This window comes from Sulfuriferula thiophila (assembly GCF_003864975.1).
GTDB classification, from domain to species: Bacteria; Pseudomonadota; Gammaproteobacteria; order Burkholderiales; family Sulfuriferulaceae; genus Sulfuriferula; species Sulfuriferula thiophila.
This window is the reverse complement of the sequence record NZ_BHGL01000046.1, coordinates 115310-137803: the sequence shown is the minus strand read 5'-3', so window position 1 is coordinate 137803 and position 22494 is coordinate 115310. Positions and strand designations below refer to the sequence as shown.

General features: G+C 49.1%; 27 protein-coding genes and 1 tRNA gene. 16 read left to right on the top strand and 12 right to left on the bottom strand.

What is annotated here, in order from left to right:
* Positions 1 to 24 precede the first annotated feature (24 nt).
* The 4 genes from sucC to EJE49_RS12420 are packed head-to-tail and all read left to right on the top strand — an operon-like array spanning position 25 to position 4014.
* Positions 25 to 1197, top strand: a complete 1173-nt coding sequence (gene sucC, locus EJE49_RS12435) for an ADP-forming succinate--CoA ligase subunit beta (protein WP_124951312.1) — start codon at positions 25 to 27, stop codon at positions 1195 to 1197.
* Entirely contained in the window at positions 1194 to 2066 is an 873-nt protein-coding gene (gene sucD, locus EJE49_RS12430) for a succinate--CoA ligase subunit alpha (protein ID WP_124951310.1), read from the top strand. Before sucC ends, sucD begins: the two co-directional genes overlap by 4 nt.
* Positions 2063 to 3679: an NAD+ synthase gene (locus EJE49_RS12425; protein WP_124951308.1), complete on the top strand. Its 1617-nt coding sequence runs from the start codon at positions 2063 to 2065 to the stop codon at positions 3677 to 3679. Before sucD ends, EJE49_RS12425 begins: the two co-directional genes overlap by 4 nt.
* Positions 3676 to 4014 carry a P-II family nitrogen regulator gene (locus tag EJE49_RS12420; RefSeq protein WP_124951306.1) on the top strand — a complete coding sequence of 113 codons (339 nt, stop codon included), beginning with the start codon at positions 3676 to 3678 and terminating at the stop codon, positions 4012 to 4014. Before EJE49_RS12425 ends, EJE49_RS12420 begins: the two co-directional genes overlap by 4 nt.
* Positions 4015 to 4076: 62 nt before the next feature.
* On the opposite strand, the gene EJE49_RS12415 is transcribed toward EJE49_RS12420, so the two are convergent.
* Entirely contained in the window at positions 4077 to 4946 is an 870-nt protein-coding gene (locus EJE49_RS12415) for a diiron oxygenase (protein ID WP_124951304.1), read from the bottom strand.
* A gap of 151 nt (positions 4947 to 5097) precedes the next feature.
* On the opposite strand from EJE49_RS12415, the gene EJE49_RS12410 reads away from it, so the two are divergent.
* Positions 5098 to 5188: transfer RNA gene (locus EJE49_RS12410), tRNA-Ser, on the top strand.
* 60 nt (positions 5189 to 5248) lie between these two features.
* Here the strand turns inward: EJE49_RS12410 and hfq are convergent.
* From hfq to EJE49_RS12380, 6 genes are all read right to left on the bottom strand, one after another.
* The gene (hfq, locus tag EJE49_RS12405) at positions 5249 to 5476 is read right to left on the bottom strand and encodes an RNA chaperone Hfq (RefSeq protein WP_124951302.1); all 228 of its coding nucleotides are present in this window, start codon (positions 5474 to 5476) and stop codon (positions 5249 to 5251) included.
* 78 nt (positions 5477 to 5554) lie between these two features.
* Positions 5555 to 6403, bottom strand: a complete 849-nt coding sequence (locus EJE49_RS12400; RefSeq protein ID WP_124951300.1) for a peptidylprolyl isomerase — start codon at positions 6401 to 6403, stop codon at positions 5555 to 5557.
* A gap of 19 nt (positions 6404 to 6422) precedes the next feature.
* Positions 6423 to 6689, bottom strand: a complete 267-nt coding sequence (locus EJE49_RS12395; protein WP_124951298.1) for a BolA family protein — start codon at positions 6687 to 6689, stop codon at positions 6423 to 6425.
* A complete protein-coding gene (locus tag EJE49_RS12390; protein WP_124951296.1) occupies positions 6686 to 6994 on the bottom strand; it encodes a YciI family protein in 309 nt (102 codons plus the stop codon). The genes EJE49_RS12395 and EJE49_RS12390 overlap by 4 nt, the downstream gene beginning before the upstream one ends.
* A complete protein-coding gene (locus EJE49_RS12385) occupies positions 6991 to 7527 on the bottom strand; it encodes a septation protein A (RefSeq protein ID WP_124951294.1) in 537 nt (178 codons plus the stop codon). Before EJE49_RS12385 ends, EJE49_RS12390 begins: the two co-directional genes overlap by 4 nt.
* 3 nt (positions 7528 to 7530) lie before the next feature.
* Positions 7531 to 8250 carry a hypothetical protein gene (locus EJE49_RS12380; RefSeq protein ID WP_124951292.1) on the bottom strand — a complete coding sequence of 240 codons (720 nt, stop codon included), beginning with the start codon at positions 8248 to 8250 and terminating at the stop codon, positions 7531 to 7533.
* Between the two features lie 74 nt (positions 8251 to 8324).
* On the opposite strand from EJE49_RS12380, the gene EJE49_RS12375 reads away from it, so the two are divergent.
* The 4 genes from EJE49_RS12375 to EJE49_RS12360 are packed head-to-tail and all read left to right on the top strand — an operon-like array spanning position 8325 to position 11709.
* Positions 8325 to 9170: a 3',5'-nucleoside bisphosphate phosphatase gene (locus EJE49_RS12375; RefSeq protein WP_124951290.1), complete on the top strand. Its 846-nt coding sequence runs from the start codon at positions 8325 to 8327 to the stop codon at positions 9168 to 9170.
* On the top strand, positions 9170 to 9796 hold the full coding sequence (locus tag EJE49_RS12370; protein ID WP_124951287.1) for an L-threonylcarbamoyladenylate synthase: 627 nt from the start codon (positions 9170 to 9172) through the stop codon (positions 9794 to 9796). The genes EJE49_RS12375 and EJE49_RS12370 overlap by 1 nt, the downstream gene beginning before the upstream one ends.
* A complete protein-coding gene (locus EJE49_RS12365) occupies positions 9797 to 10498 on the top strand; it encodes a site-2 protease family protein (RefSeq protein WP_124951285.1) in 702 nt (233 codons plus the stop codon).
* An 8-nt stretch (positions 10499 to 10506) separates the two neighbouring features.
* Positions 10507 to 11709, top strand: a complete 1203-nt coding sequence (locus tag EJE49_RS12360; protein WP_124951283.1) for a tryptophan--tRNA ligase — start codon at positions 10507 to 10509, stop codon at positions 11707 to 11709.
* A gap of 84 nt (positions 11710 to 11793) precedes the next feature.
* Here EJE49_RS12360 and EJE49_RS12355 read toward each other — a convergent pair whose 3' ends face one another.
* Positions 11794 to 12186, bottom strand: a complete 393-nt coding sequence (locus EJE49_RS12355; RefSeq protein ID WP_124951281.1) for a Gfo/Idh/MocA family oxidoreductase — start codon at positions 12184 to 12186, stop codon at positions 11794 to 11796.
* A gap of 126 nt (positions 12187 to 12312) precedes the next feature.
* Between EJE49_RS12355 and radA the strand changes: the two genes are divergently transcribed.
* Positions 12313 to 13671, top strand: a complete 1359-nt coding sequence (gene radA / locus EJE49_RS12350; protein ID WP_124951279.1) for a DNA repair protein RadA — start codon at positions 12313 to 12315, stop codon at positions 13669 to 13671.
* On the opposite strand, the gene yoaA is transcribed toward radA, so the two are convergent.
* Genes yoaA through EJE49_RS12335 form a run of 3 tightly spaced genes read right to left on the bottom strand, consistent with a single transcriptional unit; the run spans position 13668 to position 17397 of the window.
* Complete coding sequence (gene yoaA / locus EJE49_RS12345; protein WP_124951277.1) at positions 13668 to 15611, bottom strand: DNA repair helicase YoaA; 1944 nt, start codon at positions 15609 to 15611, stop codon at positions 13668 to 13670. The genes radA and yoaA overlap by 4 nt on opposite strands.
* On the bottom strand, positions 15604 to 16830 hold the full coding sequence (gene lplT, locus EJE49_RS12340) for a lysophospholipid transporter LplT (RefSeq protein ID WP_124951275.1): 1227 nt from the start codon (positions 16828 to 16830) through the stop codon (positions 15604 to 15606). Before lplT ends, yoaA begins: the two co-directional genes overlap by 8 nt.
* Before the next feature lie 9 nt (positions 16831 to 16839).
* Positions 16840 to 17397 (bottom strand): TM2 domain-containing protein, encoded by a 558-nt coding sequence (locus tag EJE49_RS12335; RefSeq protein WP_124951273.1) that lies wholly within the window; start codon positions 17395 to 17397, stop codon positions 16840 to 16842.
* Positions 17398 to 17470: 73 nt separating this feature from the next.
* Here EJE49_RS12335 and EJE49_RS12330 point away from each other — a divergent pair, with 73 nt between their 5' ends.
* The 6 genes from EJE49_RS12330 (at position 17471) to EJE49_RS12305 (ending at position 21610) form a co-directional block, all read left to right on the top strand.
* The gene (locus tag EJE49_RS12330; RefSeq protein ID WP_124951271.1) at positions 17471 to 18364 is read left to right on the top strand and encodes a selenium metabolism-associated LysR family transcriptional regulator; all 894 of its coding nucleotides are present in this window, start codon (positions 17471 to 17473) and stop codon (positions 18362 to 18364) included.
* Between the two features lie 13 nt (positions 18365 to 18377).
* Positions 18378 to 19124, top strand: a complete 747-nt coding sequence (locus tag EJE49_RS12325) for a type 1 glutamine amidotransferase (protein WP_124951269.1) — start codon at positions 18378 to 18380, stop codon at positions 19122 to 19124.
* Positions 19121 to 19477: a hypothetical protein gene (locus EJE49_RS12320; RefSeq protein WP_124951266.1), complete on the top strand. Its 357-nt coding sequence runs from the start codon at positions 19121 to 19123 to the stop codon at positions 19475 to 19477. The genes EJE49_RS12325 and EJE49_RS12320 overlap by 4 nt, the downstream gene beginning before the upstream one ends.
* A 1-nt stretch (position 19478) precedes the next feature.
* Entirely contained in the window at positions 19479 to 19826 is a 348-nt protein-coding gene (locus EJE49_RS12315) for an ArsR/SmtB family transcription factor (protein WP_124951264.1), read from the top strand.
* A gap of 72 nt (positions 19827 to 19898) precedes the next feature.
* The gene (locus tag EJE49_RS12310; RefSeq protein WP_223246950.1) at positions 19899 to 20306 is read left to right on the top strand and encodes an arsenate reductase ArsC; all 408 of its coding nucleotides are present in this window, start codon (positions 19899 to 19901) and stop codon (positions 20304 to 20306) included.
* Positions 20306 to 21610 (top strand): arsenic transporter, encoded by a 1305-nt coding sequence (locus EJE49_RS12305; protein WP_124951260.1) that lies wholly within the window; start codon positions 20306 to 20308, stop codon positions 21608 to 21610. The genes EJE49_RS12310 and EJE49_RS12305 overlap by 1 nt, the downstream gene beginning before the upstream one ends.
* On the opposite strand, the gene EJE49_RS12300 is transcribed toward EJE49_RS12305, so the two are convergent.
* On the bottom strand, positions 21607 to 22494 hold the full coding sequence (locus EJE49_RS12300) for an NAD-dependent epimerase/dehydratase family protein (protein ID WP_124951258.1): 888 nt from the start codon (positions 22492 to 22494) through the stop codon (positions 21607 to 21609). The genes EJE49_RS12305 and EJE49_RS12300 overlap by 4 nt on opposite strands.

The following is a 22494-nucleotide window of genomic DNA, read 5'->3' as shown; positions in this document are numbered from 1 at the left end:
TTAATAGAAACTTAATAAGACGAAATGAATTTACACGAATATCAAGCAAAGCAGTTGTTACGCGAATTCAGTATCGATACTCCACGTGGTATCGTTGTTGAAGATCCTTCTCATGCCGAGTTGGCAGCGACGGGTTATTTAGGTGGTGAAGCCTGGGTGATTAAAGCCCAGATTCATGCTGGCGGTCGCGGTAAAGCCGGTGGCGTACGTATAGTAAAATCGCTGGATGCTTTGCGTGAAGCCGCATCTGAATTGTTAGGCACACATCTGGTGACTTATCAGAATGCGCCTGAAGGCCAATTGGTAGGACGGTTATTGGTTGAAGAAACTCTGGATATTGCCAGGGAAATGTATTTGAGCTTGCTGGTCGATCGCGAAACCGAGCGGGTGGCAGTGGTGGCATCCAGTGCGGGGGGTATGGAGATTGAGGAAGTCGCACAAACTCAGCCTGAGCTGATTTTGCGCGAATACTGTGATCCTGTTCTTGGCTTGCAGGAATTCCAGTGCCGCAATCTGGCTTTTGGGCTGGGTTTGACTGGCAGTCACGTCGGAGACATGACACGCATGCTGCGTGCTCTGTATAAGTTGTTTATTGAGTCGGATTTAAGCTTGCTGGAAATTAACCCGCTGGTAATTACCCAAGGCGGTCGCATGGTGGCATTGGACTGCAAAATGGCGCTGGATGATAACGCGCTAGGACGGCAGAAAAAATTTGCTGACATGCGTGACGATAGTCAGATAGACAGCAAGGAAGTTGCTGCACAAGAGGCAGGCCTGAATTACATCGCCCTTAACGGTAACATCGGCTGCATGGTCAACGGCGCCGGACTGGCCATGGCGACAATGGATCTGATTAAGCTGCATGGTGGTGAGCCTGCTAATTTTCTTGACGTGGGCGGTGGGGCAACGGCTGAAACTGTTGCCAAGGCATTCAAGATTATCCTCTCAGACAGCCAGGTGAAGGCTGTTCTGGTCAATATTTTTGGTGGAATCATGCGTTGCGATATCATTGCTGACGGTATTATTACTGCGGTGAAAGAGGTCGGCGTGACTGTGCCCGTGGTGGTGCGTCTGGAAGGTACGAATGTAGCGCTGGGTAAGCAGAAACTGGCTGCAAGTGGATTAGATATTATTACTGCGGATGGTTTGACAGATGCAGCGCAACGCGCTGTGGCAGCAGTAAAGGGTGCAGCATGAGCATACTTGTAAATAAAAACACTAAAGTGATTTGCCAGGGATTTACAGGCAAGCAGGGAACATTTCATTCCGAGCAGGCTGTTGCCTATGGCACGCAGATGGTGGGCGGAGTAACGCCGGGTAAAGGCGGGCAGAGCCATTTGAATCTGCCGGTTTTTAATACCGTGCGCGATGCAGTACATCAGACTGGCGCGAATGCCAGCGTGATTTATGTGCCTGCCAATTATGCTGCAGATTCGATTATGGAAGCAGCAGATGCCGGTATTGCATTAATCGTGTGTATTACCGAGGGTATCCCGGTGCTGGATATGCTTAATGTCAAAGCGGCACTGCGTGCTAATGGCGCCAAACTGATTGGTCCAAACTGCCCCGGGATAATTACACCGGATGAATGCAAAATCGGCATCATGCCGGGTTTTATTCATCAACGCGGCAAGATTGGCATTGTTTCCCGTTCCGGCACATTAACCTATGAAGCCGTCAATCAGACCACTCAGTTGGGTCTGGGCCAGACTACTTGTGTCGGTATTGGCGGAGATCCCATTAAGGGTCTGGATTTTATTGATTGCCTGGCGATGTTTGAAGCTGACCCTGAGACTGAAGCCATTATCATGGTGGGTGAAATTGGCGGCACACGGGAAGAAGAGGCTGCTGATTATATCAAGCATCACGTCACCAAACCGGTTGCTGCCTATATTGCCGGACAAACGGCACCCAAAGGTAAGCGTATGGGGCATGCCGGCGCAATTATCGCTGGCGGCAGCGGGACTGCTGAGGCAAAAATGCGTGCGTTGGCTGATGCCGGTGTTGTCGTAGCCGCATCCCCCGCCGAGATGGGGCTGGCAGTGCAGCAGGCGATGCAGCGATGAAAATCGCGCTGGCGCAAATGAACGCCATAGTTGGCGATATTGCTGGAAATGCCAGCAAGATCATTGATGCCGCTACACAAGCTAAATTGTCCAATGCGGGTATTCTGCTTACGCCTGAATTGGCGTTGTCAGGCTATCCGCCTGAGGACTTGCTGTTCAGGGATGATTTCTATGAGCAGATTGATGATGCATTAGCGCGATTGCTTAAATTTTCACATGGCATCACCTTGGTTGTAGGTCACCCCGCCAAGCAGGGTAAGCTGCGTTACAATGCGGCATCCGTATTGCGTGATGGCACGATAATCGGCACCTACCATAAGCAGAGTTTGCCAAATCACACCGTATTTGACGAAGAGCGGTATTTTTCACGCGGCGATAAGGCATGCGTGTTTGAACAGGATGGTATACGTTTTGGCGTCAATATCTGCGCTGATGTCTGGCATGCGGATGCGCCACGCTGTGCGGCGGATGCGACAGCGGATGTATTGCTGGTGCTAAATGCTTCTCCGTATCATATGGATAAGCTGGATGAACGACATGCGGTCGTGCGCGACCGTATACGTGAAACAGATATGGCCGTGTTGTATTGCAATCTGGTAGGTGGGCAGGATGAGCTTGTGTTTGATGGCGGTTCATTTGCGATGGATGCCAATGGTCAGTTAACGAATCAGTTCCCGGCTTGTCTTGAGGCTGTTTACTATGTTGAGCTGGATGGCGTGTCCCCGGTACTAGCCGAAATTTGTCCTGAACTTGCAATTGAAGCCAGTGTTTATCAGGTGCTGGTTTTGGGGCTGAAAGATTACGTCCACAAAAATCGCTTTCCTGGTGTGTTGCTCGGTTTGTCAGGTGGTATCGACTCTGCATTGACGCTGGCAATAGCTGTTGATGCATTGGGTGCTGATAAAGTTCATGCGGTCATGATGCCGTCCGAGTTTACCGCAGATATAAGTATCGCAGATTCCCGAGAGATGGTGGCTACACTGGGTGTTGAATATACTGAATTGCCTATTAAACCGTTGTTTGAAGAGTTTTTGACCAGCCTTGCTCCCAGTTTTGCTAATCGTCCGTTTGACTTAACTGAAGAGAATATTCAGGCACGCGTACGTGGTACCTTATTAATGGCTTTATCAAACAAATTTGGTCAGTTGGTTATTACCACGGGCAACAAGTCTGAAATGGCAGTAGGGTACGCGACCTTGTATGGTGATATGGCAGGTGGTTTTGCGGTGCTGCGTGATGTCCCAAAGACCTTGGTATATCGATTAAGTAATTATCGTAATCAGTTAAGTCCGGTTATTCCGCAACGGATAATAGATCGTCCGCCTTCAGCTGAATTACGTCCCGATCAGAAAGATCAGGATTCGTTGCCCGAATATGCAATTCTGGATGTTATTATTGACCGCTATGTGGAACAGGACGAAAGCGTTGCCAAGATTATTGCTGCCGGATTTAATGCGGATGAAGTTACGCGTGTTGTGCGTATGATAGACAGAAGCGAATATAAACGTCGTCAGGCACCCGTTGGTACCCGCATTACCTCACGTGCATTTGGTAAGGATAGACGTTACCCGATAACGAATCGATTTAATTCTAATAAGGAGCAAATTAAATGAAAAAAATAGATGCCATAATCAAGCCGTTCAAGCTGGATGAAGTACGCGAAGCCCTGTCCGAGATTGGTGTAACGGGTTTAACGGTTACCGAGGTCAAAGGTTTTGGTCGGCAGAAAGGTCATACAGAACTGTACCGTGGTGCTGAGTATGTTGTTGATTTCTTGCCGAAAGTGAAAATTGAAATCGTGGTGGCGGATGGTCTGGCTGAGCAAGCCATAGAAACGATTGTTACGGCAGCCCGCACCGGAAAAATAGGTGACGGTAAGATTTTTGTATCGAATGTGGAGCAAGTGATCCGTATCCGTACTGGCGAGAATGGTGAAGCCGCAATCTGATTTAGCTACAGTGGTGTATCGAGATTTAAGATAATGGCACGGGTTAATCTCCGTGCCATTTTTTATAACACGGGATCAGCGACAGCAAATCCGTGACTGCGTAGCATATGCAGAGTCGGATTCAGGCATTTCAGAATAAACTCACGACGCGCTGGATTTTTGCGGGCAAGCTCGCGCCATTGCTTACCAGGGTTGAGTCCGGCTAGCTCATAGACATCAGCATTAGGTAAGTAAAACGTACGTACAAACTGACGAATCAATAAATTGACAATGGGGGTGAGTAACTTGCGCTCCAGCTTGCCGCAGTGCGTTAAACTGGCTTCCAGGGCACTGCGAGCATGCGCAATATGCCGTGCTTCATCAATGATATGCAGCGTGCACATTTGACGTATAACATCATCGACTTTATCGTGGCCTTGGGTGCGAACATAGCGATTGAGTCTGTCGGGAACCTCTTCGCCAATGGTGACAGCCAACCAGAAAAGTGTCGTGTTGAGCGGGGTGTGGCGACCGAGGAAATCGGCAGCAAAAGGGCGATTACGCCATATCCCCGGCAAACGTAACCCACTGTTCTCCATCAGCTTCAAAAACATCAGGCTATGCCCGGATTCTTCACGAATCTCGTGCAAGTAATAAGCGAGTTCTTGTACGGACTGCGTGTGCTTAAGATTCTTAGACAAGCGTTCAATAAAAATCGCTTCTAGCCAAATTCCTGCCTGGATAAATCCTGTGAATTCGTATTGCGATAGACGAATGCGTATTGCCTCTGGTAGTGCTGCATATTCAGGCAAGCCGAATAACGAAACCGCTTCTTCTGGTAACCAAGCGCGATCAAGATCGAGCGCATCCCAATCTAACCTAGTTAAAGGGTCAGCGTAGGGTGAGCTGTTAGTTGAAAGTTGCTCAAGTAAGGAGAGTTCTGCGTGCGCCATTAACCACAAATTGCGAGAATTAAGAACATATAACAATGATACCAATTTTTACAAAGATAAGACAGTAAGCAAGGAGAAAACCTTGCTCTGAGCGTCTATTTACGGTATTCTTGCGGACTTTCCTGGATCGTTAAAAAATCCTTGGAAATAAGGAGAGGTGGATGAGCGGTTTAAGTCGCACGCCTGGAAAGCGTGTTTGGGATAATATCCCAACGCGGGTTCGAATCCCGCCCTCTCCGCCAGGTTAAATCCAATAAAAAAGCGCACTTAATCGTGCGCTTTTTTATTGGGTTCGTTTTTTATTAATCCACGCTGCTGGCATCTATATTAATTTGCCGTGATGGTGATAGTGTAGATATGGCATGTTTGAAAATAGCCTGGCTGACATTGTCATGGCCTTTTAGCATTACCATGTATTGATCGAAAGATTCGATTTTCCCTACTAATTTAATGCCGTTTACCAAGAACACGGAAACGAGCACATGTTCTTTACGCAGGGCATTCAGAAATTGGTCTTGTAAATTTTTCATTTTTAGTCATCCACTTAAGTCGGGATAAATCGCACCTGATCGATCTCGAGATCCATCAGGTGCGAGCTACATCATTGATTATTCTACTTTAGCACTTGCGCGTAAATCTGTAACTAATTTTTTCACCATTTGCTGATCCATATCGGCACGCAATTGATCTTTGATTTGATCATAAGGCGGCAGTTTCAGGTCACGGATTTCGTCAACACGGATGACGTGCCAGCCAAATTTGCTGTGTACTGGCGTCTTGGTGTATTCGCCTTTTTTCAAGGATACCATGGCTTCAGCAAATTCTTTAACGAGATTGCCTGGTGCTACCCAGCCCAATTGACCACCATTGGCAGCAGAGGAATCTTTCGACTTTTTCTTGGCCAGATCTTCAAATTTAGCTTTTTTGCCTAGTTGAGCAATGATGTCTTTAGCTTCAGCTTCATTATCAACGAGGATATGACGAACTTCATATTCTTTGGTGCCCATCATGCCTTTGACACGTTCGTACTCTGCTTTCATCGCTTCTTCAGTTACCGGGTGCGATTTAACATAGTCCGCGATGTAGGCTTGAGCGAGCATTTGGGTCTTGGCTAAATTCAGGCGAGACTGGATTGTTGCATCTTTATCTAAACCTTTTTTCGTAGCTTCTTGAGCCAGAATTTCTGCATTGATCAGGCTGTCACGCAGCGCGGCAGTGGTCTGGTCATTCATTGGCTGGCCTTGTGCGGCGCGATCTTGCTTGAGAATGTCAAACTGGGCTTGAGGAATGGCAACGCCATTCACTACAGCAAGGGCTTTACTGGTGCTTGCTGCTGGTGCTGGTGCTGCAGCAGCTTTGGTAACAGCAGTTTTATTTTCTTCAGCAGCATTGCAACCGGTGAGCGCGGTCAATCCAAATGCGCAAACGGTAGCGATAGCGATTTTTTTCAGTTGCATTTGTCTTCCTTTGAGAGAGTTATAAGATTTCTTCAGTGCTGTACGCTGTGATACTAAGCGCGTGAATTTTATTTTGCATTAAATTACCGAGTGTTGCATATACTAAGCGATGTCGCGCAAGAGTATTCTGTTGTGCAAAAGCTTGGGAGACGATGCGCAAGCGGTAATGGCCGCCGCCACTTTTGGCACCTGCATGACCCGCATGCAATGCGCTTTCATCTTCAATTTCTAGCAAGCTTGGCTGCAGTATGGCTAGTTTTTCCTGCATTAGTTCAACTGTGGTCATGCGGGAAAGACTTTCTTGAAAGGTTTAACGGTGACATGTGTGTAAACGCCGGCACTCACGTATGGATCGGCATCGGCCCATGTTTGTGCGTCAGCTAGGGAATCAAACTCTGCTACGATTAAGCTGCCGCTAAATCCAGCAGGGCCTGGGTCGTTGCTGTCGATTGCGGGGAAAGGCCCTGCAATCAGTAGACGCCCCAGGTCTTGCAGGGTTTGCAGGCGGGCAAGGTGAGCAGGGCGGACGCCCATACGTTTTTCAATGCTGTCCGCAACATCTTCACCGATAATAGCGTACCAGTTACTCATGATTCTTTATCGTCCACATATTTATTGAGTACGACACCTTGTGCAATGATAAATATGAACATCATAGCAGTGCTGCCGAATAATTTGAAATTCACCCATGTGTCTGTATTGAAGGTGAAGGCAACATAAAGATTTGCAAGCCCCATGGTGATAAAAAATAGCACCCAGCTTAAATTCAGGTTGCGCCAGATGGGTTCTGGAAGTTTGATTTGCTCACCCATCATGGTGCGAATGACGTTCTTTTTAAAAAATACCGAGCTGACCAGCAAGCCTAATGCAAACAGCCAGTACAAGACAGTTGGTTTCCATTTGATAAAGGTTTCGTCATGCAGGAGTAACGTCGCTCCGCCAAATACGACGATAATTGCCAGACTTAGCCACATCATCGTGTCTACTTTTTTCCCCCGTAACAGCAGCCATCCAATTTGCACAAAACTGGCAGCAATGCCGACACTGGTGGCAACATAGATGCCACCGAATTTATAGGCTATAAAAAACAGCAGGATGGGGAAGAAATCAAATAGATATTTCATGTTTTAGTGTCTCGTTGCCCAGCGATTAAAATGCTCTTGCAGCATTTCACGCACGGCGGGGTTGTAAGAAGCTTTTTGTGCCTGTTGCAGGCCTTGTTCAAAAAAAGCGGGGCAATCTTCTGGCAAATTACGGCCTAACGTATCGAATGCTTTGCTCATGAGAGCAGTGTCCTGGGTGCGTGTAGCGACAATGGCGTAATTGAAATTAAGGATGCGCCATGGACGAGTTGCTTCATGCTTTTCCAAGTCAGCTTTAATACTGGTTGCCGCATGCTCGATGATATCACCAATTACTTGTACCAAAGCCTTGAGTGTATCAGGGTCTTGTGTCAAATTTGCGCTGGCTGCAAGGCTATTAACCAGAGGCTCCAGAGTGCGCAGCTCACCTTCATGCCGTATGACCCAGTGCGCCACACCTAAAGCAGTTTTTTCGATGTCCATTTTGGATTTTGGCAGGCGCAGGCGGTCTGCCCAGTATGCCAGATCCATCAGAAAGCCGATCGCATGGTCGCCTAATTGATTAACGTCATCAAATAGAATTGGGCCGGTTTCGCCATGCTCATTATCCAGCTTATCGAACACGAATAAGAACTGAGTGATTGCTTCGCCTAATTGATCCGGCGTGACTTGTGAACCCGCTTGAATGTCGGATTCAAGGAAAGTTTGCTGTACGATACGGTTGGCTTCTTCAAAGCTGGTACGAATTTCCGCTGGGATTGCCATATTCTATATAACTGAGATAGTGAGTAAGCGTGTATTTTGCTATGATTTACCCTTAGTCCACAAGTAAACAAATTATGTTCCCGCAAAATATCGATTTGCACTGCCATTCTAATGTATCTGATGGCATGCTGCCGCCTGCTGATCTGGTTGCTCGCGCAGCCGGGCAAGGCGTGACAGTGCTGGCGTTGACGGATCATGATGATGTGGCTGGTTTGGCGCAAGCACGCGATGCTGCTAAAGAGTTGGGCTTGTGTTTAATCAATGGTGTTGAAGTTTCCGTAAGCTGGGGTACGCATACCCTGCATATTGTTGGATTGAATATTGACCCTGAACATCCCGCTTTAGTCGCGGGATTGGAAGCAATTCGTGCTGGCCGTAGCGAGCGCGCCATCAGAATGGCTGAACAGCTTACTAAAGCTGGCATTCCCAATAGTCTGGCGGGTGCCTATCAGCATGCGGACAATCCCAATTTAATCGGCCGTATGCATTTTGCTCGTTATCTGGTGGCGCAAGGCTTGGTTAAGGATGTACGTACAGTTTTTAAAAAATACCTGGTGAAGGGCAAGCCGGGTTATGTCTCGCATCAGTGGGCTGATCTCGCTGATGCTGTGGGCTGGATCCGTGCCAGTGGCGGGCAGGCAGTGATAGCGCATCCCGGACGCTATCAAATGGGCAGCAGTAAAATGCATGAATTGCTGGAGGCTTTCAAAGCGGCAGGTGGCGAGGGAATTGAAGTCGTTACTGGCAGTCATACACCTGAGCAATATCCGCATTTTGCCAATTTGGCGCAAAAATTTGGTTTATTGAGTTCGCGCGGTTCTGATTTTCATGCGCCGGGTGAAGGCTATCGTGATATTGGCCGGTTACCACCGTTGCCAGATATGTGCACACCTATTTGGCAAGACTGGGATTGTAAATAATGGCTCAATTTTTTACTGTCCATCCAGATAATCCCCAGCCACGCTTGATTAAACAGGCCGCAGCTATCGTGCGCGAAGGTGGTGTGATAGCGTTACCTACCGATTCCAGTTATGCAATTGCATGCCATTTGGGTGATAAGCGGGCGCAAGACCGAATAAGAGCGCTGCGTGATGTGGATGATAAGCACCACTTTACGTTAATGTGCCGTGATCTTTCCGAGATCGCTGTGTACGCGCGTATAGACAATCAACAATTTCGTTTGCTTAAAGCCAATACGCCGGGAAGCTATACTTTCATACTAGAGGCAACGCGAGAAGTACCTAAGCGACTGCAACATCCTAAACGCAATACCATAGGGTTGCGCGTGCCTGACCATCCGATTACGCTGGCTTTATTGGCAGAACTGGATGAGCCACTCCTCACCATGACACTGATTCTGCCTGGTGACACTATGCCTATGCATGAAGCTGACACGATTCGTGATCAGCTTGAGCATCAGCTAGATTTAATACTGGATGCGGGCGCTTGTGGTGTTGATCCGACCACCGTAATTGATTTAAGTCATGGCGAGCCGCAATTGATGCGGGCCGGCCGTGGTGATTTAGCCCCTTTTGGATTGGATTAAATGGAACTCAACCTGATACAAAAAATTACTGTTTGGGCGATCCCCGTCATTTTTGCAATTACGCTACATGAGGCAGCGCATGGATATGTTGCCAAGTTTTTTGGTGATAAGACTGCCTGGATGCTAGGGCGCGTCACACTGAACCCATTGAAGCATATTGATCCGGTTGGCACGATACTTGTACCGCTAGCTATACTGTTAATGAGTAAATTGCTTGGCGGCGGATTTATTCTGTTTGGCTGGGCCAAGCCTGTGCCGGTCAACTTCGGTGCATTACGTAACCCTAAGCGCAATATGCTCTGGGTGGCAGTTGCAGGCCCGGCAGCCAATTTGCTTATGGCCATATTTTGGGCGCTGATAATCAAGCTTGGAATCAGTCTGGGAGACAATTACACACAGCCCATGGCCCTGATGGGGGCTGCCGGAATATTTATCAATGCTATTCTGATGGCATTGAATCTGTTGCCGCTGCCACCCCTGGATGGCGGGCGCATTACCCTGAGCCTGCTGCCAAACCGTTACGCTTATCGCTATGCGCAACTTGAACCATATGGCTTTTATATCTTGCTGGCGTTGATGTTTATCGGCTGGCTGGGTCTTATTCTGAGCCCGATACTTGCCGTTACCTTAGTGGTAGTGAGCAGTTTTTCCGGGTTGTCTCATGGCGATTTAGTTACACTTATTCAAATCATTACACATTAAATATAATTATGTACGCAAATCGAGTTTTATCGGGCATGCGCCCGACAGGTGGTCTGCATTTGGGACACTATCATGGGGTATTAAAGAACTGGGTCAAGCTCCAGCATGAGCATGAATGTCTGTTCTTTGTGGCTGACTGGCATGCGCTGACTACGCATTATGACAGCCCTGAAATTATTCAGAATAATGTGTGGGAAATGGTGATTGACTGGCTGGCTGCCGGTGTTGATCCCAACCAGGCGACGTTGTTCATTCAATCGCAAGTTCCTGAGCATGCAGAATTGCATTTGCTGCTATCCATGATTACCCCGCTGGGTTGGCTGGAGCGCATCCCTACGTACAAGGATCAGCAGGAAAAACTGACTGAAAAGGATCTGTCGACTTATGGTTTCTTGGGTTATCCATTACTGCAGAGCGCTGATATTCTGATCTATCGTGCGAATCAGGTGCCAGTGGGTGAAGACCAGGTGCCGCACATTGAATTTACCCGTGAAATAGCACGCCGCTTTAACCATTTGTATGGCCGCGAACCTGGCTATGAACAAAAAGCCGAAGCTGCTATTAAGAAAATGGGCAGTAAGAAAGCTCGGCTGTATGAAGAGTTGCGCAATCGTTATCAGGAGCAGGGTGATGATGCTGCATTGGAAGCCGGTCATGCATTGATTAACGAGCAGCAGAACCTCTCATTGGGTGATCGTGAACGTTTATTTGGTTACCTGGAAGGCGGTGGCAAGGTTATCCTCGCAGAGCCGCAGTCGTTATTGACGGTTGCATCGAGAATGCCGGGGTTGGATGGCCAGAAGATGTCCAAGTCTTATAACAACACGATCACTCTGCGCGAAGATGCAGAGAGCGTTACCAAGAAAATACGCACCATGCCTACTGATCCTGCCCGGGTACGGCGAACAGACCCAGGTACGCCTGACAAATGCCCAGTATGGGCATTGCATCAGATATATTCAGATGAATCCACGCGGAATTGGGTACAGAATGGGTGCATCAGTGCGGGGATAGGCTGTATAGAATGCAAGCAGCCAGTAATCGAGGGTGTGCTGAAAGAACAGGAACCCATGCGTGAACGTGCGAAAATGTACACGGATAGCCCATCGCTTGTGCGTAATCTGATTGCTGACGGCTGTGAAAAGGCGCGCGAACATGCGCGTGATACGATGCGTGATGTACGTGAAGCGATGCGCTTGCGGTATGACTGATCTAAGAGGATAGGTTTAGGAGGGTAAGTGGGAATTTTAGAAGTTTATAAATTCCCACTTATCGTATAGCTACAGCTGCTAGGCTCAATATCCGGTAGTTTTGCTTTGGGGTAAATCAGCCTCTTCTCCGAAGAAATTCCACAACAACTGTGCGAAGACTTCTGGTGCGATAACGGTATGGCGATTGTTGGTAGCTTGTAACTGGTTGCGCAGTTCTTTGCGTAAATCGCCATTGCCGGTCAGGTCAAAAATGATATCTACTTTTTCACCTAACTCGATGACCTTTAATGCATCCTCAAAAACAGGAACGTTGCTGTGAGCGAAACCTAATGCAACTGGGGAATCCAGATGGCGGGTGGCGACAGCAACAATTTCGACGTTAATGTGTTGTTCCTGGATTTTTTCCAGGAAATTTTCTGAAAAAACTTCGCCAACAGAGCCCAGACCCAAAATAGCGACATTAATTTTGTTACCCATAATAGTGTTGTATCCTTTAATTTATAGTTGTTAACGATAATTGCTGAGTAAGCATAGCCTAATGACCATTCTCTAGCAAGATTCACCATCTGCCAATTTCCACTTAACGAACTGCGCTAATAACAAATGGCTAAACCTAAAACGCTGTATACCTGTACTGAATGTGGCGGTTCTCTGAGTAAATGGCAGGGGCAGTGTCCGCATTGCAATGCCTGGAACACCTTGGTCGAGACTGTGGCTGAATTGGCCGCGCCATCACGTTATAGCGCATTGTCTGTGGTGAGCCAGATACAGAGCCTGGCAAGTGTCGAAGCGGTGGAAGACGAGCGTGTGGTGACAACGATTCAGGAACTGGATCGAGTGCTTGGGGGCGGGGTAGTTAAAGGCGGCGTGGTGTTGATTGGCGGCGATCCGGGTGTTGGTAAATCGACTTTGCTGCTCCAGGCGTTAACTGCGATGAGCGCGAGCCATAAGACGCTGTATGTGAGCGGTGAGGAATCGGCTCGGCAGATCGCACTGCGCGCGCATCGTTTGCAACTGGATGCAGATAGTTTGCAATTATTGGCCGAAATCCAATTGGAAAAGATACTGGCGACCTTGCAGGAACATAAGCCGTTTATTGCCGTCATTGATTCAATCCAGACTATCTACTCCGAAGCTTTGCAATCAGCACCAGGCTCAGTGGCGCAGGTGCGTGAGTGTGCGGCGCAGTTGACCCGTTTCGCCAAACAGTCAGGCACAGTTATTTTTCTGGTTGGGCACGTTACCAAAGAGGGTGCCTTGGCTGGGCCGCGCGTGCTGGAACATATCGTGGATACTGTTTTGTATTTTGAGGGAGACACCAGCTCGACCTTCCGTCTGGTGCGTGCATTCAAGAATCGCTTTGGTGCGGTGAATGAGTTGGGTGTGTTTGCAATGACGGATAAGGGATTGAAGGGGGTGTCCAATCCTTCAGCCATATTCCTGTCAGGACATCGCGCTGATGTGCCCGGTTCCTGCGTAATGGTGACGCAGGAGGGCACGCGCCCGTTGTTGGTGGAGATACAGGCGCTGGTTGAGTCGTCGCCATCGCCTAACCCGCGTCGTTTGTCTGTCGGGTTGGAACAGAACCGTCTGGCGATGTTGCTGGCGGTGCTGCACCGCCATGCAGGTTTGGCCTGTTACGATCAGGATGTATTCATTAACGCAGTCGGTGGTGTGCGGATCAATGAGCCGGCGGCTGATTTGCCGTTATTGCTGGCTATCGTATCTTCATTTAAAAACAAGGCAATACCGGACAAAATGGTTGTGTTTGGTGAGGTTGGGCTGGCAGGTGAAATACGCCCGGTACAACGCGGTCAGGAGCGGTTAAAAGAAGCAGCAAAACTCGGATTTACACATGCCATCGTACCCTTGGCGAATAAACCACGGCAGGCAATTGCAGGGATGGAAGTAATCGGAGTTGAGCGCCTGCAGGATGCCGTGACTTACTTGCGTGACTGCTAGAGTGCTGGCGTAGTGTGCATCTGTTTGAGAAATGCCACGACTTCGTCAGCATCCCGGCTGCGTTTCATCGGTGGCAGGCTTTGCCAGATGCGCCGACCATAAGGTTTGGATACCAGGCGCGGATCGCAAATTACCAATACTCCGCGATCCGTTTCATCCCGGATTAAGCGCCCGGCGCCTTGTTTCAGGGTAATGACCGCGTGCGGTAGCTGGTATTCCATAAATGCATTGCCACCGGCCTGGTTGATCTGCTGTATGCGGGCCGCCAGCACAGGATCGTCCGGCGGGGAGAACGGCAGCTTGTCGATGATGACCAGGGTCAGCGCATCGCCTTTGACGTCGACACCCTCCCAGAAACTCTGACTGCCTAGCAATACCGCATTGCCCAATGCCCGAAATTGCTCCAGCAACTCGGTACGCGAGCGTTCGCCTTGCATGAGGATAGGGTAATCAAGCTGATTCTGTTCAAAGCCCGCTTCCAGTAAAGCACGTGCCTCTTTCATCGCCCGTAATGAAGTGAACAGCAGAAATGCACGTCCACCGCTGGCGGCAAGTAAAGGCAACGCGATGTTAACCACGGCCTCTGTGTAGCCAAAGGTATTGGGTTCGGGCATGTGTGCTGGCAAATAAAACATTGCCTGATTGCCATAATCGAATGGACTGTCCCAGCTTGCACTGGTGCTATCGATTAACCCGAGTTGGGTGCGGTAGTGACTGAAATCACCCTTGACTGACAATGTGGCTGAGGTGAATATCCAGGCGCGCGCATTGTCTGCAATCTGCTTGGTAAAAACGTCGGCAACGGATAAAGGCGTGGTATTAAGCGTCAACGCATGGCTAAATGCTTCAACCCAGCGCACCGTGTCGACGGGAGTGGGGAGCTGCCATTTATCAAGCTGGGCTGCCAGTGCGACACCGCGTTGCCATACATTTTCGATACCGGGCGCACGCTGTGCCTGACTTTCCAGATGCTTGTTCAGTGCAGCTAATGCACTGTCACATTGTTTTAATGCTGTTTCATAACCAGCGCGGCTTTGGACTTTATCCAGTGCCCAGCGTCCGTTGTCTTCATTGAACACCAGGCGTAAATCACGCGCGGCTTTATCTAACACCAAGGCGGCTTCAGGCAGTGCCGCATAGTCTTTGCATGAGGCGACCGCTTCGATACGCGCATCTCTGGCAAGTTCTATCAGTTGACCGGTGGATACCGTTTCACCAAAAAAAAGTCCTGCTGTTTCCGGCAGCTGATGTGCTTCATCGAAGATCACGGTATTGCACGCAGGGAGCAATTCCGCCACACCTTCATCGCGTAGCCAGACGTCAGCAAAAAACAGGTGATGATTGACGACGATGATATCGGCTTCCATGGCCTTTTTGCGGGCCTCCAGGACGAAGCACTGCTTGTGGTGAGGGCAGTCGCTCCCTAGGCAATTGTCGCGGCTGGAGGTGACATAACGCCAGATATTGGCATCCTCGGCAACACCTGCCAATTCGGCTTTATCTCCGGTGCGACTGTGTTCGGCAAAGTGGGTAACTTGCTGCAGATGGACAACGTCTTCCCGAGCCATGAAGCGTCCGTCTTCACGTGCACGTTCCAGATGGTAATGGCAAACATAATTGGCCCGGCCTTTCAGCAACGCAATAATGGCGGGCACACCCAATGCACCCCGTACCGCCGGCAGGTCACGATGAAACAGTTGATCCTGCAAGTTTTTGGTGCCGGTAGAAACAATCACCTTGCCACCATTGAGTAGAGCGGGGGTTAGGTAGGCGAGGGTTTTTCCTGTACCTGTGCCGGCTTCGGCAATGAGGGTGGTTTGTGTGTTGATGGCATGTTGTACCGCTCGTGCCATTTCCAGTTGCTGGTGACGTGCACGGAATCCGGGAATAACAGCAGCTAATGGTCCATCAGCAGCAAATGCCTGTTCTATATCAGCCATGCTTGGTAGGATCGATATGGCGATAATGGATCTGAATAATCAACATCGACAGGCTGATGAAGGCGCCGAAAACGATGGTGATCGCGTTAATTGACCAGCCGGCACTGTCCAGCAGGGCATACAAACCCAGCATGACCAGAATGGAAAGGTTTTCATTGAAGTTTTGCACGGCGATAGAATGCCCTGCACCCATGAGCAAATGGCCGCGATGTTGCAGCAAGGCATTCATCGGCACCACGAAGAACCCGCCTAATATGCCGATGATCATCAGCAATAACGCCGCAAGAATAGTATTCGTGACAAATGCCATGCCGATAACGAATAAGCCCATGATGATGCCAGTGGGGATTACTTTGACTGAATCATGTAATTTGATGTAGCGTCCGGCTGCCACTGAGCCGATAGCAATGCCAACTGCGACAATCGCGGTGAGCTGTGTGGCTTGTTGAATATCAAATTTGAGTACGAGCAATGCCCAGCTTAATATCACCAGACGTAATGTCGCTCCAGCACCCCAAAATAAGGTAGTAACAGCCAACGATACCTGACCAAGTGGATCACGCCACAATTGTTTGAAACTGTGACTGAAGTCACGGAGCAGGGAGATTGGATCACGCCTGGGGGGGCGGTGATCTGGGGCCGTGACCGGGATAAACAGGTTGGCAATAGCCGCTGCCACATACAGCAGAGTGATGAGTACGATGGCGAATTTTGCCACATCGATTTGCCCTAACGAGGGCAGATACCCGGACATGTATGTGCTAATGTCAGGGTTCAGCATCAAACCACCAATAATCGCACCCAGAATGATGGCGAATACGGTCGCTCCCTCCATCCAGGCATTCGCTATCACCAGTTTTTCCGGGGGCAGGTATTCAGTGAGGATGCCGTATTTGGCTGGTGAATAAGCAGCGGCACCCAGACCGACAATGCCATAAGCAAATAGCGGGTTCAAGCCGGCCAGCATGGTAAAGCAGCCAACAAGTTTTATATTGTTGCTGATAAACATTACCCTGCCTTTAGGGATGGCATCAGCGAAAGCACCTACAAAAGGGGCAAGCACGATGTAGGAGACGACAAAAAATTCTTGCAGGACCGGAGTGTGCCAACTGGGTGAATTCAGGTCTTTCAGCAAGGCGATGGCAGCGAACAACAACGCATTGTCGGCCAGTGCAGATAAAAACTGCGCAGATAAGATTATGTAAAAACCAAGATTCATGCAGCGTTTTTAGTTGGATGAAGAGTCGGATTTGGCTTTGGATTTGGTCAGTGCGTTAAGCATGGCTTCCTGTTCTGCAAAAGAGGGGGCACGACTACGACTATTGAGAGCGGGGTCCTTGCCCGGAGCCACGTGACCACCGCGTTCTTCTTCTTTAAGCTTAAGGTAATCATCCAGGCCTTCGTCGGTATAGCGACCACGAAAATCTTTGGGCATTTGCGTAGCCGGCTTGGTTTTAAAAGACTGGATACGCAAGGCTTTATTGATAGCGGCCACTCTGTCTTCTATCCAGCGAATGTCATACAGCGCAAAGCCAATAACTACTGCGGCTAATGCTAACGCAGGCCAGGCATAACCAACCAGAAAGCTGGCTACAGCAGCCACACTGGCAATGCGATACAACCAGCCACCACGAATATCATCCAGGTAGTCACGATGCCAGCCCATAGGGAAAAACGCCAATAAAATATAGGCTTGTCGACGTTTTTTCATTTGCTGCACTAATTTTAAATTGGCAGCCTGTAATCCATCGCCTTCGAGATTAAGGTTTTTCCATGCGTCACTCATAAACAACTACCTATCTTCATCGCTTTAAATATGTTTGAATGCATCTTTACCGTTTTTTATTGCGAACCTGCACATGGCTGATCGCCGACTTCAAGTATTCTACACTGTCGCCAAGCAATTAAGCTTTACTAAAGCAGCAGAATGTTTGTGTATGACACAACCTGCTGTCACTTTTCAGGTTAAACAATTGGAAGCTCAACTCAATATCAGTCTTTTTGAGCGCACTCCAAGCCGGATTATCCTGACACCTGCGGGTGAACTGGCGATGCAATATGCTGATAAAATATTGAACCTGACCACGGAAATGGAAACGCGTCTGACAGAAATGAGCGATCAGACGCATGGTGCATTAATGATAGGCGCCTCAACCACGATCGCTGATTACATGTTACCCCAAATGCTGGGTGTGTTTAAGTCACGTTTTCCGCAGGTGCAGGTACGCTTATCTGTTGCTAACTCGCAAACCATTGAAAACCGCATTATTGACCATAGTTTGGACATTGGCCTGGTTGAGTCGCCGTCACATCATCCCAGCCTGGTTACGCAGGTGTTCTATCAAGATGACCTGGTCGTCATTTGCGCAATGAATCATGCCTGGGCGCAATGTGCCAACATACACCCGGAACAGCTGGGCAATGAACCCTATATCGGACGTGAGCCCGGTTCCGGCACACGTGAAGTGGTGGATAAATACCTGCGTGAGCACGGTGTACAGCCGGAAATGCTGGATGTGGTAATGGAGTTGGGCAGCCCGGAGGCGATCAAAGGTGCAGTTGAAGCAGGACTTGGTGTTGCAATCGTTTCCAAAGCGACAGTGATAAAAGAACGCGAATTAGGTAAACTGGTGGCCATTCCGCTCAACCCGCCATTACGTCGCGATTTAACTCAGGTTTATACACAAGAAAAATTCCGCTCCAAGTTACTGCAATCGTTTATCGATTTAATTGCAGAAACTCCCCAACCGTAGAACAGGTCAAATTATGAAAAGATTTATGTTAGTGCAGCATTCCTATTCCGAATTTTTAGGAATGGTAGAGAAACAGTTGGAATCACGTAATATCGGTTTCCAGTATCAGCGTCCTTTTTTGGGCGTGGATTTGCCTGCAACGGCAACTCAGCATGATGCTTTATGGCTGCTGGGTGGTGCCTATCCGGTTACCGATGAAGAAGCTTCGCCCTGGCTGGCACAAGAGTTACGACTGATTACCAATTTCAAAAAAATGAAGCGTCCGATTGTGGGTATCGGGTTCGGTGCGCTGGTAATGATGTTGCATGAAGGCGGCGAAGTGACTGATGAGCCATATTTCAATGCATATTGGACTACCTGCCACAAAACAGAGGCCGGACGTGATGACCCGCTGGCCAATGCCGTGGACGGAAAAAAACTGCTGGTAATGTATAACGGCAGTGCTACCTTGCCTGAAGGTATGGAGCCTATCGTAGTCGACGATGATGGTCGTTGGCTGGCAGTGCGCCCCGACGATTTGAGCTATGCCATGTTGTTCCGCCCTGAAATCAAGCCGGGCATGATAGAAGACATGATGATGGAGGATAATCGTCCTTTGCCAGATAACATCGGTGAGATATTGGAAGAGGCGCGTGCCAACTGGACAGTAGGGCAGCAAACTGCTGCCGAAATTTGTCTGGCTTTGGTTTCAGCATTGGATTTGATGACGGAAAGACATAAAATGCCGGTGTTTAATTTGAATGTAGTGAAAGCAGAATGACTTCCGCAGAACGTGAATTATTGAATCATTATCGTCAATTAAGTCCCCCGCAACAGCAAACTGCGCAGGATTTTTTGGCGTTTTTGTCAGCCCGCAAACAAGCGCTCGTGCCCGAAGATGCGCCACTGCCGGTTGCAATAGATCGCCCCGAACAGGAGAGTGTGGTGAAAGCAATCAAACGGTTGCGTGCGACCTATCCTATGCTGGAGCCAAACAAACTGTTGCATGACACCTCCAATCAGATGTCGCGTCACATGATACATAGCGTTCCGGCGGTTGAAGTGATCGATGAACTTGAGCTCGTGTTCAGACGGCACTATGAAGCACATATCGCAAAGTTTCAGCCGGACTGACATGATTACCGAATCGGATTTTTTCGACGCCTTATCTGACGAAACCAGACGACGCATTCTGGCTTTGCTGGCATTGAATGGCGAGTTGTGCGTCTGTGAATTGCACTTTGCGCTGGACATGCCGCAACCCAAAGTGTCGCGTCATTTGAGTGTGTTGCGTGATTTGAATCTGCTGACTATGCGTCGTGATGGCACATGGATCTATTATCAGTTGAATACACAAATGCCGGCATGGTGCGCGGCCATTTTCGCTGCATTGAGCGATGTGTGGATATCCGATGTAAATCGTTCGCAAGATAATCAGCGTTTGTTGGATATGCCTAATCGTCCTGCGCGCTGTTGCGCATAATTAGTTCTATGCGTAATTGTCCCGTCATAATATATCTGTATAATCGGATATATGTTAGACAGGAGTATGGCAATGAACAAAAAAACAGTGTTGATCTTATGTACGGGCAATTCTTGCCGCAGCCAGATGGCAGAAGCCTTGGTGAATCATGATTTGGGTGAACATATCCATGCGATATCAGCAGGAACGCGTCCTCAACCCAAAGTAGCTGACGGTGCAATCGCCGCATTAAACAATATAGGCATTCCGGCAGAAGGTTTATACCCGAAAGATATTGATGCCATTATCGATCAGCCAATAGATCTGGTTATTACAGTTTGCGACAACGCCAAAGAAGCCTGTCCCGTTTTCCCTCGACCTATACCTAGTCTGCATATGCCGTTCCACGACCCCCACGGTGAACCATTGGACAGTTTCATCGCTGTGCGCGATGAAATTCGTACGCGATTGGTGGCAGAAGTCGCCAACAGGTTGCTGTGATGCTGGTTGCGCTGCTGATATTCCTGATTACGCTTGCTCTTGTCATCGTTCAGCCGAAAAGCCTGGGTATCGGAACCTCGGCCTGGTTAGGTGCAGGTGTTGCCCTGTTGGCGGGTGTGGTTTCCCTACAGGATATTCCAACGGTATGGCATATCGTTTGGGATGCAACATTTACCTTAATTGCGCTAATACTGATTTCGTTAATTCTGGATGCGGCCGGATTCTTTGAATGGTCTGCGCTACACATTGCCAGATGGGCGGCGGGTAGGGGTGGTCTGTTATTCGTATTGATAGTATTACTTGGGGCAGTTATTGCCGCATTGTTTGCCAATGATGGTGCTGTACTGATTTTAACGCCGCTGGTGATCGAGATATTACGGGCTTTGCGTTTTAAACCTGCAGCCATGCTGGCTTTTGTCATGGCCGCGGGATTTATCGCTGACTCGGCCAGTTTGCCTTTCAAAATCTCTAACCTGGTTAATATTATTGCGGCCAACTACGCCAATATCGGTTTTAATGATTATGCCGCAGTGATGGGTGTGGTGAATCTGGTATCTGTGGCGGTTTCCCTGCTGGTTTTGTTCTGGTATTTCCGCAAGGATATTCCCAAGCAATATGATGCAGGCGATCTTGCTGCTCCGGCAAGCGCGATTCGTGATCCACTGGTATTCCGCGCAGGATGGGTGGTATTGGCGGGATTATTGGTGGGTTATGTGCTGTCTCAACGCTTGCAGATTCCAACGTCAATCATAACCGGTGCTGGCGCTCTGATTTTAGTTATTCTAGCGGGCCGTGAGCGCTTTGTGGGGAAACAGGAGCGTGCTGTTATCCCGGTATGGACCTTGTTTCGTGAAGCGCCCTGGCAAGTGGTGATTTTCTCTCTGGGTATGTATCTGGTGGTATATGGTCTGCGCAATCAAGGGTTGACAGCGGAACTGGCTACGCTATTGGAATGGCTCAGCAGGCAGGGATTGACAGTAGCGACACTAGGCACAGGGGTATTAATGGCAGGGCTGTCGGCCATTATGAATAATCTTCCCGCCGTTTTGGCCGGCAGTCTTGCCATTGCTCAGGCCGAAGTAAGCCCGGCGATGCGTGAAGCCATGGTTTATGCGAATATTATCGGTTGTGACTTAGGTCCGAAAATCACCCCTATCGGCAGTCTGGCAACACTGTTATGGCTGCACATACTGCAACAGCGCGGCATGACGATAGGCTGGGGGCAATATTTCCGTATCGGTATTGTGTTGACCATACCCGTATTGCTTACCGTGTTGCTGACACTGGCAATGGTATTGGCTTAGCACATTACCAGCATGTCTCGGGTGCTGACTTGCGCTTGCCAGCCCAGCTCGGTTTCTGCTTTATCGCAATTCAGGGTGAGGCTGTTATGCACCCCGTCTATCCAGCCAGCTTCTCCGCCTACCCCTGCAGTCTTGCATGCCAAGTCCAGTGCGAATTTGGCAATGCCGGGTGAGATGGGGGTGGCCAGGCTGTGACGACGCTGGATAGCATCACGGAAGCTGAAGGGAACATTCGCAGCCAGATTGTATGCGCCGGAAGCTGGCAAAATAAGCGTTTGCACAATTGCGCGCGCGACATCATCTTCATGGACGCATTGCAGTAATGGTTGTGGATCGGGGAGTTTTACGTAAAACGGCTGACGCAACAAATTAATCAGCAACGGCTGCGCATGTTTTCCCAGGATGATGTGTGGCCGTAGACGGATGATTTGCGGGTGATGTTGTGTCAGCCAGTGTTCCAGTTCCGTTTTGTGTTCGGCGTACAGAAATCCGGTAATAGGGCTCAATGCGGCCTGTTCATCCAAATCCGTACCATGACCATATACCGATGCACTGGACAGGTGGGTGATGCGTGATATGCCAAGTTCGGCGGCCGTATCAAACAGACGCTGTGATGCATCCAGATTGACTGCGCGCATTACTTGCACTGGCGTTTTGCCGCGCAACACTACAAATGCAAGGTGGACGAGTGCATCTTGCTGATTCAATAGCGGCAGGAGATCCGCCTGGGTTAAATCAGCTTGTACTGCGTGAAATTTAGGATGTTCGAAAATGCCAAGCTTGATATCAACGCCGGTGACGCTGCTGATTTCCGGCATCCGGCATAACATGGGCAATAATGCCTGTGCCAGATGGCTGCTGCTGCCGGTAACTAATACTCGCAT

Coding starts and splice junctions, on each gene's coding strand:
- sucC (WP_124951312.1), top strand. CDS start 25: ATGAATTTACACGAATATCAAGCAAAGCAGTTGTTACGCGAATTCAGT.
- sucD (WP_124951310.1), top strand. CDS start 1,194: ATGAGCATACTTGTAAATAAAAACACTAAAGTGATTTGCCAGGGATTT.
- EJE49_RS12425 (WP_124951308.1), top strand. CDS start 2,063: ATGAAAATCGCGCTGGCGCAAATGAACGCCATAGTTGGCGATATTGCT.
- EJE49_RS12420 (WP_124951306.1), top strand. CDS start 3,676: ATGAAAAAAATAGATGCCATAATCAAGCCGTTCAAGCTGGATGAAGTA.
- EJE49_RS12415 (WP_124951304.1), bottom strand. CDS start 4,946: ATGGCGCACGCAGAACTCTCCTTACTTGAGCAACTTTCAACTAACAGC.
- hfq (WP_124951302.1), bottom strand. CDS start 5,476: ATGAAAAATTTACAAGACCAATTTCTGAATGCCCTGCGTAAAGAACAT.
- EJE49_RS12400 (WP_124951300.1), bottom strand. CDS start 6,403: ATGCAACTGAAAAAAATCGCTATCGCTACCGTTTGCGCATTTGGATTG.
- EJE49_RS12395 (WP_124951298.1), bottom strand. CDS start 6,689: ATGACCACAGTTGAACTAATGCAGGAAAAACTAGCCATACTGCAGCCA.
- EJE49_RS12390 (WP_124951296.1), bottom strand. CDS start 6,994: ATGAGTAACTGGTACGCTATTATCGGTGAAGATGTTGCGGACAGCATT.
- EJE49_RS12385 (WP_124951294.1), bottom strand. CDS start 7,527: ATGAAATATCTATTTGATTTCTTCCCCATCCTGCTGTTTTTTATAGCC.
- EJE49_RS12380 (WP_124951292.1), bottom strand. CDS start 8,250: ATGGCAATCCCAGCGGAAATTCGTACCAGCTTTGAAGAAGCCAACCGT.
- EJE49_RS12375 (WP_124951290.1), top strand. CDS start 8,325: ATGTTCCCGCAAAATATCGATTTGCACTGCCATTCTAATGTATCTGAT.
- EJE49_RS12370 (WP_124951287.1), top strand. CDS start 9,170: ATGGCTCAATTTTTTACTGTCCATCCAGATAATCCCCAGCCACGCTTG.
- EJE49_RS12365 (WP_124951285.1), top strand. CDS start 9,797: ATGGAACTCAACCTGATACAAAAAATTACTGTTTGGGCGATCCCCGTC.
- EJE49_RS12360 (WP_124951283.1), top strand. CDS start 10,507: ATGTACGCAAATCGAGTTTTATCGGGCATGCGCCCGACAGGTGGTCTG.
- EJE49_RS12355 (WP_124951281.1), bottom strand. CDS start 12,186: ATGGGTAACAAAATTAATGTCGCTATTTTGGGTCTGGGCTCTGTTGGC.
- radA (WP_124951279.1), top strand. CDS start 12,313: ATGGCTAAACCTAAAACGCTGTATACCTGTACTGAATGTGGCGGTTCT.
- yoaA (WP_124951277.1), bottom strand. CDS start 15,611: ATGGCTGATATAGAACAGGCATTTGCTGCTGATGGACCATTAGCTGCT.
- lplT (WP_124951275.1), bottom strand. CDS start 16,830: ATGAATCTTGGTTTTTACATAATCTTATCTGCGCAGTTTTTATCTGCA.
- EJE49_RS12335 (WP_124951273.1), bottom strand. CDS start 17,397: ATGAGTGACGCATGGAAAAACCTTAATCTCGAAGGCGATGGATTACAG.
- EJE49_RS12330 (WP_124951271.1), top strand. CDS start 17,471: ATGGCTGATCGCCGACTTCAAGTATTCTACACTGTCGCCAAGCAATTA.
- EJE49_RS12325 (WP_124951269.1), top strand. CDS start 18,378: ATGAAAAGATTTATGTTAGTGCAGCATTCCTATTCCGAATTTTTAGGA.
- EJE49_RS12320 (WP_124951266.1), top strand. CDS start 19,121: ATGACTTCCGCAGAACGTGAATTATTGAATCATTATCGTCAATTAAGT.
- EJE49_RS12315 (WP_124951264.1), top strand. CDS start 19,479: ATGATTACCGAATCGGATTTTTTCGACGCCTTATCTGACGAAACCAGA.
- EJE49_RS12310 (WP_223246950.1), top strand. CDS start 19,899: ATGAACAAAAAAACAGTGTTGATCTTATGTACGGGCAATTCTTGCCGC.
- EJE49_RS12305 (WP_124951260.1), top strand. CDS start 20,306: ATGCTGGTTGCGCTGCTGATATTCCTGATTACGCTTGCTCTTGTCATC.
- EJE49_RS12300 (WP_124951258.1), bottom strand. CDS start 22,494: ATGCGAGTATTAGTTACCGGCAGCAGCAGCCATCTGGCACAGGCATTA.